The sequence below is a fragment of the Phyllobacterium sp. UNC302MFCol5.2 genome (assembly GCF_000686005.1).
GTDB lineage: Bacteria > Pseudomonadota > Alphaproteobacteria > Rhizobiales > Rhizobiaceae > Phyllobacterium > Phyllobacterium pellucidum.
The window spans coordinates 1,663,821-1,675,620 of sequence record NZ_JMLL01000010.1 but is presented as its reverse complement, the minus strand read 5'-3'; the positions used below and the strand labels follow the sequence as shown (position 1 = coordinate 1,675,620).

General features: G+C 59.0%; 15 protein-coding genes and 1 pseudogene. 9 read left to right on the top strand and 7 right to left on the bottom strand.

The features are described 5' to 3' along the window. Window positions 1–14 precede the first annotated feature (14 nt). The 3 genes from BR48_RS24255 to BR48_RS0110130 all read left to right on the top strand — a co-directional run bounded on the left by BR48_RS24255 (window position 15) and on the right by BR48_RS0110130 (window position 2,009). Window positions 15–563, top strand: a complete 549-nt coding sequence (locus BR48_RS24255) for a dual specificity protein phosphatase family protein (protein WP_051614734.1) — start codon at window positions 15–17, stop codon at window positions 561–563. A 114-nt stretch (window positions 564–677) separates the two neighbouring features. Then, on the top strand, window positions 678–1,568 hold the full coding sequence (locus BR48_RS0110135; RefSeq protein ID WP_027231202.1) for a fatty acid desaturase family protein: 891 nt from the start codon (window positions 678–680) through the stop codon (window positions 1,566–1,568). A gap of 135 nt (window positions 1,569–1,703) precedes the next feature. Continuing rightward, window positions 1,704–2,009 carry a hypothetical protein gene (locus BR48_RS0110130; RefSeq protein WP_027231201.1) on the top strand — a complete coding sequence of 102 codons (306 nt, stop codon included), beginning with the start codon at window positions 1,704–1,706 and terminating at the stop codon, window positions 2,007–2,009. Between the two features lie 77 nt (window positions 2,010–2,086). On the opposite strand, the gene BR48_RS24250 is transcribed toward BR48_RS0110130, so the two are convergent. Further along, complete coding sequence (locus tag BR48_RS24250) at window positions 2,087–2,557, bottom strand: DUF992 domain-containing protein (RefSeq protein ID WP_036814146.1); 471 nt, start codon at window positions 2,555–2,557, stop codon at window positions 2,087–2,089. Between the two features lie 189 nt (window positions 2,558–2,746). On the opposite strand from BR48_RS24250, the gene BR48_RS0110120 reads away from it, so the two are divergent. Beyond that, on the top strand, window positions 2,747–3,247 hold the full coding sequence (locus BR48_RS0110120) for an ion channel (protein WP_027231200.1): 501 nt from the start codon (window positions 2,747–2,749) through the stop codon (window positions 3,245–3,247). A gap of 8 nt (window positions 3,248–3,255) precedes the next feature. Here the strand turns inward: BR48_RS0110120 and BR48_RS0110115 are convergent, their stop codons facing one another. Continuing rightward, the gene (locus tag BR48_RS0110115; protein ID WP_027231199.1) at window positions 3,256–3,681 is read right to left on the bottom strand and encodes a DUF2721 domain-containing protein; all 426 of its coding nucleotides are present in this window, start codon (window positions 3,679–3,681) and stop codon (window positions 3,256–3,258) included. A 178-nt stretch (window positions 3,682–3,859) separates the two neighbouring features. Here BR48_RS0110115 and BR48_RS0110110 point away from each other — a divergent pair, with 178 nt between their 5' ends. Together BR48_RS0110110 and BR48_RS24245 are read left to right on the top strand one after the other, a co-directional pair. Further along, window positions 3,860–4,507, top strand: coding sequence for a hypothetical protein (locus tag BR48_RS0110110; RefSeq protein ID WP_027231198.1), 648 nt, complete (start codon window positions 3,860–3,862; stop codon window positions 4,505–4,507). 90 nt (window positions 4,508–4,597) lie between these two features. Further along, window positions 4,598–5,281 (top strand): YoaK family protein, encoded by a 684-nt coding sequence (locus tag BR48_RS24245; protein WP_036814143.1) that lies wholly within the window; start codon window positions 4,598–4,600, stop codon window positions 5,279–5,281. Here BR48_RS24245 and BR48_RS0110100 read toward each other — a convergent pair. After that, the gene (locus BR48_RS0110100; RefSeq protein WP_027231197.1) at window positions 5,271–6,176 is read right to left on the bottom strand and encodes a LysR family transcriptional regulator; all 906 of its coding nucleotides are present in this window, start codon (window positions 6,174–6,176) and stop codon (window positions 5,271–5,273) included. The genes BR48_RS24245 and BR48_RS0110100 overlap by 11 nt on opposite strands. Window positions 6,177–6,277: 101 nt before the next feature. Between BR48_RS0110100 and BR48_RS0110095 the strand changes: the two genes are divergently transcribed. After that, complete coding sequence (locus tag BR48_RS0110095; protein WP_027231196.1) at window positions 6,278–7,114, top strand: oxidoreductase; 837 nt, start codon at window positions 6,278–6,280, stop codon at window positions 7,112–7,114. Between the two features lie 77 nt (window positions 7,115–7,191). On the opposite strand, the gene BR48_RS0110090 is transcribed toward BR48_RS0110095, so the two are convergent. From BR48_RS0110090 to BR48_RS0110080, 3 genes are all read right to left on the bottom strand, one after another. After that, window positions 7,192–7,455 carry a DUF2312 domain-containing protein gene (locus BR48_RS0110090; RefSeq protein WP_027231195.1) on the bottom strand — a complete coding sequence of 88 codons (264 nt, stop codon included), beginning with the start codon at window positions 7,453–7,455 and terminating at the stop codon, window positions 7,192–7,194. 138 nt (window positions 7,456–7,593) lie between these two features. Then, a complete protein-coding gene (locus BR48_RS0110085; protein ID WP_027231194.1) occupies window positions 7,594–7,899 on the bottom strand; it encodes a DUF1244 domain-containing protein in 306 nt (101 codons plus the stop codon). Between the two features lie 19 nt (window positions 7,900–7,918). Next, entirely contained in the window at window positions 7,919–8,731 is an 813-nt protein-coding gene (locus BR48_RS0110080; protein WP_027231193.1) for an N-formylglutamate amidohydrolase, read from the bottom strand. A 487-nt stretch (window positions 8,732–9,218) separates the two neighbouring features. Here BR48_RS0110080 and BR48_RS0110070 point away from each other — a divergent pair. Beyond that, window positions 9,219–9,611, top strand: a pseudogene (locus BR48_RS0110070) (DUF1036 domain-containing protein); the annotation flags it as partial. Continuing rightward, a complete protein-coding gene (gene pyk / locus BR48_RS0110065; protein ID WP_027231191.1) occupies window positions 9,608–11,044 on the top strand; it encodes a pyruvate kinase in 1,437 nt (478 codons plus the stop codon). The pseudogene BR48_RS0110070 and the gene pyk, both read left to right, overlap by 4 nt. A 101-nt stretch (window positions 11,045–11,145) precedes the next feature. Here the strand turns inward: pyk and BR48_RS0110060 are convergent, their stop codons facing one another. Next, window positions 11,146–11,754 carry a hypothetical protein gene (locus BR48_RS0110060; RefSeq protein WP_027231190.1) on the bottom strand — a complete coding sequence of 203 codons (609 nt, stop codon included), beginning with the start codon at window positions 11,752–11,754 and terminating at the stop codon, window positions 11,146–11,148. Between the last annotated feature and the right edge of the window lie 46 nt (window positions 11,755–11,800).

The window sequence follows — 11,800 nt, the reverse complement described above, 5'->3', positions numbered from 1 at the left end:
CAGCGAAACATCTCATGACGACCATCGCCGCGGTCGTCATTGTCGCAGCCGCCGCCGCGGGTTACTACGGCGTCGTGCGCCTCGACGGTAATTTCCACACGACCATTCCCGGCGAACTCTACCGTTCAGCGCAACTCAACCCGGCACAGCTTGTGTCATATCACGCAACTTATGGCATCAAGACCATCGTCAATTTGCGCGGCGAGCATGATGGCCAGGGCTGGTACGACAAGGAGGTGGCCGAATCGGCCCGGCTCGGGATCAACCACCTGAATTTCCCGATGTCATCGCGCAAGCAGTTGTCTCAGGAGGAAGCCAAGGCGCTCCTGTCAATGTTGAAGAAGGCGCAAAAGCCAATCCTCATTCATTGTGAAGGTGGTGCCGACCGCAGCGGTCTCGTTGCCGCACTCTACGTTGCTGCAATCGCCCACGGGACTGAAGCGCAGGCGGAGGCGCAGATGTCGATCGAATATGGACACATTTCGCTATCCGTCAATCCGGCTTTCGCCATGGACCGCACGTTCGAGGCGCTCGAACCCTGGCTGGGCTTCCCGAATTCGTAGCAATGAGCCGCTCATATTGTATGCGAATGCGACATGACAATGCCGAAATACGGGCGTTAGACTCCCCTGTACGTGCGTAACATGAACGCGTTGATGCCAATGGACAGGATTGTCATGGACCACCGCACCATCATTGCCTCGCTGACCCAGGAGCAGCGCGATCGCCTGACCGCCAAGTCGGATACAGCAGGCCTGGTGCAGCTTGGCGTGCATTGGGGCGCGATTGGCCTGTTGGGCTTGTTGATTGCCGCTCGCGTTCCCTTCTGGCCTTTGCTCATGCTCCCGCAAGGGATCCTCATCGTTTTCCTGTTCACGCTCCTGCACGAGGCCGTGCATCGCACGCCCTTCAAGACGCAGCGTCTGAACGATGTCGTCGCGCGCATAAGCGGTTTCATGATCGTGCTTCCGGCCGACTGGTTCCGCTATTTTCACTTCGCCCATCACCGCTATACGCAAGATCCCGATAACGACCCCGAGCTTGCAACGCCAAAGCCCGAAACGTTGCGGGAATATATCGTCCACCTTTCTGGACTCCCTGTATGGTTGAGCCATGTAAAGACTCTTCTGCGAAACGCCTCGGGTCGCTGCGATGATCCCTATGTCCCTCCCAAGGGACAAGACAAGGTGAAACGCGAGGCACAGATCATGATCCTTGCCTCTGCCGGCCTCGCGGGCTTCTCGCTTTGGTTCCAATCATCGGCGCTGCTCTTCGCCTGGATTATCCCGGCAATCATAGGGCAACCATTCCTGCGGCTTTATCTCCTCGCCGAACATGGGCGCTGCGCCTTCGTCGCCAATATGCTCGAGAACAGCCGGACCACCACGACGACATGGTTCGTGCGCAAGCTCGCCTGGAACATGCCCTACCACGCCGAGCATCATTCCTATCCGGGAGTTCCCTTCCACCGGCTGCCTGAGTTCCATGCGCTGATCGAGGAACATCTTAAGGAGACAGAGACCGGATACATGCGGTTCCACGCCAGATACATCGAAGGACTTCGTTAGAGATCCGAATCCATCCGGTCCGAGCAAGCCCAGTTTTTCCAGAGAAGCGGGGATCGGCGATCCCATGTTACGCGCGGCTGGATTCCGCGCTACTATGGTAGGGCCATCATCCGTTGCGCCAGGAAAGGAATGAAGATGAACACGGCCAATCTTCAACTGGAAGGACTTTGCCTAGCCATCGCAGCGGTCAACCGGGCCCTCGTTGCCAAAGGGCTGTTGACCGCAGTCGAAATCGACACAGCCCTACGGAGGGCCGAAGCCGTCGCCGTTGGCGACGACAGGGCAGTCGAGCACCTATCCCCAGCCAATCGCGACGCCGTGTGTTTCCCCATCCGCCTTTTGCAGCTGGCAAACAATTCAGGCGCCGATACGCCATGGTCGTTCTCACATCTCGCCAGAATGGTGGGCGAGACCAAGCGGCCCTATAACGATCAGCTCTGAACGGCCAGATGGCGCAGTTGCGTCGATACCCTCAGGATCAACGACGCAACTGACCGCTTGCTTCCAGTGCAATAGTCTTATTGCGCCGGCGTCAGCGTTACGGTCGTTACCCCTCCGGCAAAGTTGATGCCCTCCTGCCCTTCAACTGATATCGGTTGCAGGGAAAAGGCCCGGCCGGTTCCGCCGGCGAGAATATTGGCGCCAGCACCGGGGCCGACCGAGGCGTTCGCGCCGACGCCGCTATATGTTCCCGCAAGCGCTCCCGCTGGAAGACCGCTGGTGGCTGCGACGACACCCCAAATGAGGTGCCCTGCCGCGACTTCACCAAGCGCCACGCCGAACTCGTCAATGGACCCGGTGTAATTGTCGGCACTGCCGCCCTTGTCCTGTTTGAACGTACAGGTCAGCTTCTGCTTTTCGACGACGAACATCCCTATGCCCTTGGATACGTCGCAGGACAGTGTTCCGATCTGGGTAGACTCCGCGTTTGCGCCGAATGGAATAAGCGCAACGATACAGCCAAAGCATGCCTTTTTGAGGAAAGTCATCATTGTATCTCCTTCGCCACTATTGAAAGTCCCCTGGGCGACCGCCAAAAGATCTTCGCAACAGCCATTGGTGGGAAGTACGTAACTGTTACAGCAGTGGATATTCTGGCACCCGTGCTAGTTTGTCCTGCATTGCGATAGTTTCTTCCGGCTGCAGGCCCTCTGGTTACGCGAGACATGGGTGACACGATGAATGACCTTTCCACGCCTGAGCCGGTTCTCGAGATTGCTGTCGGCACAGTTATTCTGATTATTGTCATCTTTGTCCACGGCGCCGGAATTCGGGCAATCAACTTGCGCTTCAACCGGGCCTGGGTTCATGTAGACAGTGGCACGTCGCACTGGCGCATCAACCTTCTACTCGCCGCGACGATTGCCTCGCTCTCGGCGCTGCATTTCACCGAGACCCTCATTTGGGCCGCTCCGATTTATGCGAGAGGTTTTATCCCCTCCATGCGTGACAGCTACTATTTCGTCCTTGAGAGCTATACGACACTCGGCCAAGGCAATATCGCCCTGCCTGAACGCTGGCGCTTGCTCGGCCCGATCATAGCCATTTCCGGCTTGTTCACATTCGGTTGGACGAGCAGCGTTCTCGTCAGCATCATGACTGAGTTCGGCAAGCTCGACCGGGCACGGATCAAGGGACCGAAGGAACGGTCTTCCGATCAGACAGACCCTGATGCCTGACCTGACAGTCAGAGGTGGTGATCGTGTTCGCTCAGCGAGATGCGGACATCCTGCAGGAAACGGACGAGGCAACCGACCAGCAAGCACAACGATATGACGAAAAGCGCGCCTGCGCCCGGCTCGTGGCGATAGCCGAGGAATGCCACCACGAACCCGACCAGCAAGAGTATGGCAATGCCGATTGCGCCGATGACGGCCAATTGCAGGGCCTGATTCAACAGGACTTCGCGCCGCTTCAGCCGCGCTATGTCCGCCTTGAGCCACTTGCGGCTCGTATCGTCGTCAGCGATCTGATTGAGATTTCTGATGCGGTCGGTCACGCCCGTCATACGGTTGATCAGTATGGATACCAGCGCCGCGATGGCTGCCAGCAGGAATACTGGAGCAACAGCATGAGAGATCATGGCTGAAAGTTGGTCGACGTCTACGGGCATTTCTCGGGCTGCCTTTGTTGCAGAGCGGATCTTGTCGCGCCGAAGATGCCACTGAACGACACGTTCGGCAAACTGCGCGGGTTGGATTGAACCCTACGAAGGGCGCGCCCTTGTGGCGTCCGGCTATCAAGACTACGCTGCAGGGACGATTGCTGAGCCGATGGGGGGCGGGCGGGCAATGTCGACAAACGTTCGTGGCGAACCACGATGGATTCCCGCGCTGGCCATTCTGGCCGTGTTTGGCCTGCTCGCAGTTCTTCCCCATCATGTGCACGTGATGCCGGTTTGGATTTCCTACGTCGTCGTCCTCGTGGTGCTTGTCCCGATGGCTGCCGTCACGCTGACCGGCAGCGCATTTTGGGTGAAAGCGGAACGCATTGCAATCATGCTGCTTGCAGCGGTCTACGCGGCCAACACGGCGGCGGAACTTGCCGATATGATTGGGATCATCACGATTCATCCACCAGAGACACGAGCGGTCTCGCTGCTCTCTTCGTCCCTCGCGATCTGGGTAACGAATGTTTTGACCTTTTCCCTGCTGTACTGGCAAATCGATCGCGGCGGGCCAGGCGCGCGGATGAGCAATGCAAGCACCAAGCCGGACTGGTTGTTTCCGCAGGCGACGGCGCCTGAACTCGCACCGCCTGACTGGAGGCCATTGTTCCTCGATTACCTGTTTCTTGGGTTCAATACGGCGACCGCCTTCAGCCCCACCGATGTCCTGCCGCTTACGCGCCGCGCCAAGTCGCTCATGATGGTGGAGAGCACAATTTCACTTTTGACGCTCGTCATTGTCGCCGCCCGAGCGATTAATGTTCTGCCCTAGATCGGCAATGTCCGGGCAACGGGCCCTTGATTGGTGCTGAGACTCAAGATTGACTTGGCCAACAATTACAAATCTCCAACGGGTGGGGCAATGCTGATCAAAGAGGGCGACCATCGCACATCTCGAATTGACCTCACCCTCGCAGCTATATTGTCGTTTGTGGCTGGAGCGGTGAACAGCGCGGGCTATTTTGCCTTTGGCTATTTCTCCGCGAACATGACAGGCAACGTTTCGCTGATCTCCGACCATATATCGCTCGGACAAGTTGTCATCGCGACAGCCTTCGCCTCCATCGTTGTGCTCTTCATCCTTGGGGCGTTTGCCGCTTCCCTGTTCATCCAGCTCGGCAAACACAATAACTGGCAGAAGGTTTATGCGCTTACACTCCTGGCAGAAGCTTGCCTGCTCCTCATTGTCGGCGCCCTCGATATTCACGGGTCCGGTCCCACAAGGGGAACATTGATCGTTGGAATGCTCAGCTTTACCATGGGCATTCAGAACGCTGCTTCAACCCGCATTTCCGCGGGGCGGGTCCGAACAACGCATGTTTCAGGTGTAGCAACGGATATTGGCGTTGGGCTTGCGACGCTGTGGCGATCCCATGATGCCCGCAATACGACCATTCAACGACTGAAACTGCACTCGGCAACAATCGCATCATTCCTGCTCGGTGGAATTGTCGGCGTAGCCTCATACAGGGCCGTGGAAGGCGCCGTTTTCTGGGCGGCGTCGGTTCCCCTCTTTCTGCTAAGTGCAAAATATCTCAAGCGCTGAGCGCGGTACCCGACGCCTTGACGAAGTCAACGAACGCGCGAAGCGCAGCGGGCATCTGCCTCCGGCTCGGGTAGTAAAGATAAAGGCCGCCATAGTAGGGACACCAGTCCTCGAGCACCCGGACGAGCCTCCCCGCTTCGATATGCGCGATCGCCTGGCTCTCGAAGGCATAGGCGACGCCGACGCCGAGAAGCGCAGCCTCGATCATTATGTCCTGATCATCGACGATGAGCGGTCCATCGACCTCGACGCTTAACTCCACGCCGCCACGCTCGAATTCCCACGCATAAAGGCGGCCGCTGCCGAAGCGCAATCCAACGCAGGGAAGACGTTGCAAATGCTCTGGCGTCGTCGGCTTGGCATGGGCATCGAAAAACGCTGGGGACGCCACGATTGCGGTGCGCTGGCGCGGACCGATCGGCACCGCAATCATGTCCTGCGCAATCACCTCGCCGAAACGAATCCCGGCATCGAAACCCTCCGACACCATGTCCACCAGATCGTTGGCGACGGCGATTTCGACGCTGATCTTCGGGTGAGCCTCCAGGAAACGGGCGACAACAGGGAGAAGCACCATCTTTGCCGAGACATGCGCCGTATTGAAGCGCAGCCGTCCGATCGGTGCGCCGCGCAGCTCATTGAGGTCATCCAGTGCATCGTCGATATCGCGAAACGCCGGCGCCACCCGTGCAAGCAGACGCTCTCCGGCTTCGGTCAAGGCGACGCTGCGCGTCGTACGGTTGAAGAGCCGGAGGTCCAATCTCTCCTCCAGCGCCTTCAGGGCATGGCTTAAGGCTGACGTCGTGCATCCGATCTCGTCAGCGGCGCGACGGAAACTGCGATGCCGCGCAAGAACCAGAAATGGCGCAAGGTCGGAGGATGATACTTTTCGCATTGTTGAATTTTACTCATCAACGCAAAGAGAATCCAGTGGATTATCTCAACAGCCACTTCACGATAGAAATCTCCCACAGCTTAGAACAACAGGAGGTTCAAATGCATACATGGTTCGTTACCGGGGCATCGCGTGGTTTTGGTGCTCTCATCGTTGAAAAGGCCCTTGCCAAGGGTGACCAAGTCGTTGCTTCGGCACGCAGTCCCAAGGCGATCACCGACCGCTTCGGCGAGCGATCCAACCTTCTCGCCGTTGCTCTCGACGTCACTGACGAGACGCAGGCGCATCAGGCGGTCAAGGAGGCAATCGCCCGCTTCGGGCGCATCGATGTGCTCGTCAACAATGCGGGCTACGGCCTGCTTGGCGCGGTGGAAGAGGCAAGCAGCGCAGAGGTTGAGGCGCTTTATCGCACCAACGTCTTCGGACTGTTGGCCGTGACCCGCGCGGTGCTTCCGCATATGCGCCGCCAGAGATCAGGACGCATCCTCAACTTCTCTTCGGTCGGAGGCTATCGCAGCGGCGCGGGCTTCGGCGTCTATTGTTCGACGAAATTCGCCGTGGAAGGCCTGACCGAGGCTCTTGCCGAGGAACTGAGCCCGCTCGGCATCCACGTTACCGCCATAGAGCCGGGATATTTCCGTACCGACTTTCTCGATTCTACCTCGTTGAGTGTCAGTCCGATCGAGATTGACGACTACGCGCTGACCGCTGGGGCGGTACGGAACAAGGCCAGGGAAATCAGTCACAACCAGCCCGGCAATCCCGACAAGCTCGCGGAGGTGGTGGTTGCATTCGTCGATGCAGAAAATCCGCCGGTTCGCCTGCCGCTCGGCAGCGACACCTTGGCTGCGATCTCGGCCAAGCACACATCCGATGCGGAGCTCGTCGCCAACTGGCGCGAAGTATCAGTCTCGACCGATTTCGAGTTGCCAGCATAAAAACGGCGCTGAGCAGCAAGCAGTAACAATCCGCAGGATGGGGTCGATAACCTCCTGCGGATTATCCTGTTCCTGCGTTATTCCATGCCGAGCGCGTTCATGTAGAGTTCGAGGATAGCCTCTTCTTCCTTGCGCTCATTGGCATCCTTCTTGCGAAGCCGCACGATCGTGCGGATGATCTTGGTGTCGTAGCCGCGGCCCTTGGCCTCGGCCATCACTTCCTTGATGTCGTCCTGAAGGGTCGTCTTTTCTTCTTCGAGCCGTTCGATGCGCTCGATGAACTGCCGCAGTTCCGCTGCTGCTACGCCTTCGACACCACCCTGCGCTGCCAGATCATCCATGCTCATACTCCGCTCCTAAATCCTGTGCGACTCGGTTGGCCGCGCGAAGGGTTCCGATGCCCGACGAGCCCATCACGAGTCAAGTTAAGAGTAGGCTTGGATGCATTTGAATTGGAGGAGGGCCCGCCGGGGCTTGGCTCAATGCGATGGTTTGTTCGCCTCGAAGGCAGCCTTTTGTGCCTCGCTCGCTTCACGCTGGTTCCTGGCTTGCCACTGCGCATAGGGCTCGCCATAAATGATCTCGCGCGATTCTTCTTTCGACATCGAAACGCCGTCGCCCTCGGCGGCATCCCTGTACCAATTCGACAGGCAGTTGCGGCAGAAGCCGGCAAGGTTCATCAAGTCGATATTCTGCACGTCACTGCGTTCGCGCAGGTGCTCGACCAACTTGCGGAAGGCGGCGGCTTCGAAAGCCGTCTGTTGCTCGTTCGTAAGCTTGGTCATGATCCGATCTCCGCTCGATTCAGTTCGATGTCTCATCAGGCGATCCGGCAATGGGCCCGGTTCGCGAACCGAAATGCCTGACCACATGCATATCGGGGTCGGCATTGATGGCGTCAAGGATCGGCGCAAGCCGGTTGGCCCATTGTTCGACCCCTGCTTCCTCGGCGATGAGATCCTGTCGCACTTCGATCAATGCGTGAGCGAGGCCCGTCACGATGCAATGTTGGAACATCGTGTCATTGCGGAGCGCTCCGTCATAGGGCTCATTGTCGCCTACGACGAGTTGCGGATCGGCTCTGAGACCTTCGATCAGCGGGCGGACCGCGCGCCAGTCCTTGTCCCAGAGAATGCCGGCATGCCAGGGACGCGGCGTTGCCTTCCAGAAGGCCGTGAACGAATGGATGGAAATAACGAGCGGCGCCTTGCCGCTCGCCTTGGCCACCGCTTCGATCGCTTGTGAAACCGCCGTGTGATAAGGCCGGTAATAGCCTTCGATCCGCCTCGCGCGCTCCTCCGGCGGCATGGGATTGTTGCCCGGAATGATCGCGCCATCGGACAAGCGCATGATCAGCGTCGGGTCGTCCTCGCCGCGATTGGGATCGATCAAAAGCCGCGAGAAGCCGCCAAGGACCGCGGGTACCCCGAGCATAGCCGCGAGCCGCCGCGTCAAATGCTCGACGCCTATATCATAGGCGATGTGACGCTCGAATTCTGACGGCGGCAGGCCGAGCGAACCATACGCCTGAGGCAAATCGCGCCGCGCGTGATCGGCAAGCAGGATAAGGCCCCTGGCCCTATCGCCATCTACCAGATGAAGAGGTGAAAACGGCATTCGCGGTGCTCGCTGCTTGGGGATGACAACTTCCTGTTTTCCACGGGCTGGACCGCTTTGCAACGAATATGCGCACTTTCGAACGACCCGGGCGCATTAATAGGCTGATTCCATCTGATGCGCTGATCGACCGGATATGCTGAACGACCCAGAGAACGTGTGGCCGTCCATGCCGCGCCGCCAGTTTGACCGTCCCCGCCAGCGTTAAGCTCTATCAACCGAAATCGCGCTTGTTTCGCCGCCTTTGCCCTGCTCTTTCATGGCAATGATCATTCTTTTGTCGCACTCGTCGCTGAACTTGCCATTCAAACGATTAGCGCGTTGACAATGCCCATGAAACTGCCGAAAAGAGGTTCGAAGACGGACGGAGGCAATATTGCGTGAGGGCATTGAATTCCACCCCGATCAGCATCGGCGGACGCGCCTGGGCAGCTTTCTAGCGGCTTTTTTATTCATATTTCTAGCAGCCAGTTTTGCGGCTCCTGAGAAGGCCCACGCTGATTTTCGCGTGTGCAACACCACACAAAATCTTGTCGGCGTCGCGCTCGGCTATCGCGCCAAGACGGGCTGGATCACCGAAGGCTGGTGGCATGTCAACGCCTCGTCCTGCACGACCCTCGTCGTCGGACCGCTGACATCGCGCTACTATTATCTCTACGCGGAAGACGCCCAGAGCGGCGGCCGCTGGGACGGCAAGATCAATATGTGTGTCGCGGAAAACCAGTTTAAGATCACTGGCATCAATGACTGTTTTGCCCGCGGATTTCAGCGCGCGGGATTTCAGGAGTATGATACCGGCGAGCAGACGAGCTGGATGGTCCAGCTTACCGAAGAGAATCCTCCCTCCTCTCCAATCGTAACGGATACCCCTCCTCAATGAGACGTCGCCGCAAGGTCAAGATTCTAGCCACCCTCGGACCCGCTTCCTCCGAAGAAGCCATGATCCGCAAATTGTTCGAAGCGGGTGCTGACGTATTCCGCATCAACATGAGCCATGCCAGTCACGATCTGATGCGCGAGCTCGTGCGCCGCATCCGCCGCGTCGAGAAGGACCTCGGCCGCCCGATCGGCATTCTCGCCGACCTTCAGGGCCCGAAGCTGCGTGTCGGCAAGTTCGCGGACGGCAAGGTCGATCTTACGCCGGGCCAGACCTTCACGCTCGATAGCAATGATACGCCCGGCGACAACACCCGCGTGTTCCTGCCGCATCCCGAGATTCTCGAGGCCGTCGAGCCCGGCCATCGCCTGCTCATCGACGATGGCAAGCTGGCGCTCGTCGCCGAGGCATCGGACGGCAAGTCGATCCGCTGCCGCGTCGTTTCGGGCACCAAGATTTCCGACAAGAAAGGCGTCAGCCTGCCCGATACAACGCTCGGCGTCGGTGCGCTGACCGAGAAGGACCGGCGCGATCTTGATGCGGTCCTGCAGGAAGAAATCGACTGGGTCGCCCTCTCCTTTATCCAGCGGCCCGAGGATCTTGCGGAAGTGCGCAAGATCTCCCGTGGCCGCGTTGCTCTCCTTTCCAAGATCGAAAAGCCGCAGGCCGTGGCGCGGCTCGATGAAATCATCGAGCTTTCCGACGCGCTGATGGTCGCCCGCGGCGATCTCGGCGTCGAGATGCCCCTCGAATCGGTTCCGGGTATCCAGAAGCAGATCATTCGTGCCTGCCGGCGTGCGGGCAAGCCTGTCGTCGTCGCGACCCAGATGCTGGAATCGATGATCACGGCCCCGGTCCCGACCCGCGCTGAAGTGTCTGACGTCGCTACCGCCGTTTTCGAAGGCGCGGACGCGGTGATGCTTTCGGCCGAATCTGCCGCCGGCGATTATCCGATCGAAGCTGTCTCGACGATGGCGCGCGTCGCCGAAGAGGTCGAGCGCGACCCGAACTATCCGGGTATCATCCATGCTCAGCGCCCGGAGCCCAATGCAACCGGCGCCGATGCAATCTCGCTCGCCGCCCGCCAGATCGCCGAGACGCTGAACCTTTCTGCCATCGTCACCTACACGGCGTCCGGCACAACCGGACTGCGCGCAGCGCGTGAGCGCCCGCTACTGCCGATCATCGCGCTTTCGCCCGTGGTGGAGACGGCCCGCAAGCTGTCGCTGGTCTGGGGCCTGCACTGCGTCGTGACGGAGGACGCATCCGATCTCGACGACATGGTCGATCGCGCCTGCCATATTGCCTATCAGGAAGAGTTCGGCAATCCGGGCGACCGGGTGATCATTTCGGCAGGTGTGCCACTGCGCACGCCCGGCTCGACCAATATGCTGCGCATCGCCTATATCGGTTCGGACGGCCTGACCGGCATCTAAACCGGGCATATTGAACTTGAATTGATGTGGTTCGGCCTGCGGGTTCGAACCACATTGCATTTGTGCCATGCCGGCATCCGCCAGCCCAAATCGCCTGGATATCAGGTGCGCTGGCCGGTGAGTTCGTCGGCAAGTTCCCCGGCCTGTTTCTGCGCTTCGCGCATCATCGGATAGACCGTGAGGACACGTTCGAAAGCCTGGAGGGCGGCTTCCTTGCGCCCCGTATCCTTGAGGATAGCGGCCATGCCTGCCATGGCACCGAAATGCCGCGGCTCAAGCGCCAGTGTTTTCTGTATGTCGGCCATGGAACGGCCATAGTCATTCATGAGGAAGTGCAGCGTCGCGCGCCGGTTCCAGCCCTCGGCAAAATCGGGCTTCATCGTCACGACCTGGTCGAGAAAATCGAGGGCGACCGAGTATTTCTTGTCTTCCATCGCCTTGGCGGCCCAGCCCATCATGAGGTCGACGGTGGCGCTGCCGGAGTTTTGCCATTGAATCTGGATCAGCGAGGCAATGCGCGCAGCCTTCACCTCGTTGCTCTCGCGCTTCAAAGAAGCAAAGAGTTCATCGAGCCGCAAAGCGCGCTTTTGCGCCTGGGTCATATCGGGAAGGGCGGCCTGTTGTCCGATGGGCGTTTGGTCCTCGGCGAAAGCCAAGGCTGGCGATATTGCCAGTGAAGTTACGACTGAAAACGCAAAGACGCTCCGCATGAGACGGATCGTAATCCGTATCAGCGAAACGTCAAATGCAAATAAG

What these genes read in the sequence shown, in the direction of transcription:
- BR48_RS24255 (WP_051614734.1), top strand. Translation starts at nt 15, where the DNA reads ATGACGACCATCGCCGCGGTCGTCATTGTCGCAGCCGCCGCCGCGGGT.
- BR48_RS0110135 (WP_027231202.1), top strand. Translation starts at nt 678, where the DNA reads ATGGACCACCGCACCATCATTGCCTCGCTGACCCAGGAGCAGCGCGAT.
- BR48_RS0110130 (WP_027231201.1), top strand. Translation starts at nt 1,704, where the DNA reads ATGAACACGGCCAATCTTCAACTGGAAGGACTTTGCCTAGCCATCGCA.
- BR48_RS24250 (WP_036814146.1), bottom strand. Translation starts at nt 2,557, where the DNA reads ATGACTTTCCTCAAAAAGGCATGCTTTGGCTGTATCGTTGCGCTTATT.
- BR48_RS0110120 (WP_027231200.1), top strand. Translation starts at nt 2,747, where the DNA reads ATGAATGACCTTTCCACGCCTGAGCCGGTTCTCGAGATTGCTGTCGGC.
- BR48_RS0110115 (WP_027231199.1), bottom strand. Translation starts at nt 3,681, where the DNA reads ATGCCCGTAGACGTCGACCAACTTTCAGCCATGATCTCTCATGCTGTT.
- BR48_RS0110110 (WP_027231198.1), top strand. Translation starts at nt 3,860, where the DNA reads ATGTCGACAAACGTTCGTGGCGAACCACGATGGATTCCCGCGCTGGCC.
- BR48_RS24245 (WP_036814143.1), top strand. Translation starts at nt 4,598, where the DNA reads ATGCTGATCAAAGAGGGCGACCATCGCACATCTCGAATTGACCTCACC.
- BR48_RS0110100 (WP_027231197.1), bottom strand. Translation starts at nt 6,176, where the DNA reads ATGCGAAAAGTATCATCCTCCGACCTTGCGCCATTTCTGGTTCTTGCG.
- BR48_RS0110095 (WP_027231196.1), top strand. Translation starts at nt 6,278, where the DNA reads ATGCATACATGGTTCGTTACCGGGGCATCGCGTGGTTTTGGTGCTCTC.
- BR48_RS0110090 (WP_027231195.1), bottom strand. Translation starts at nt 7,455, where the DNA reads ATGGATGATCTGGCAGCGCAGGGTGGTGTCGAAGGCGTAGCAGCAGCG.
- BR48_RS0110085 (WP_027231194.1), bottom strand. Translation starts at nt 7,899, where the DNA reads ATGACCAAGCTTACGAACGAGCAACAGACGGCTTTCGAAGCCGCCGCC.
- BR48_RS0110080 (WP_027231193.1), bottom strand. Translation starts at nt 8,731, where the DNA reads ATGCCGTTTTCACCTCTTCATCTGGTAGATGGCGATAGGGCCAGGGGC.
- pyk (WP_027231191.1), top strand. Translation starts at nt 9,608, where the DNA reads ATGAGACGTCGCCGCAAGGTCAAGATTCTAGCCACCCTCGGACCCGCT.
- BR48_RS0110060 (WP_027231190.1), bottom strand. Translation starts at nt 11,754, where the DNA reads ATGCGGAGCGTCTTTGCGTTTTCAGTCGTAACTTCACTGGCAATATCG.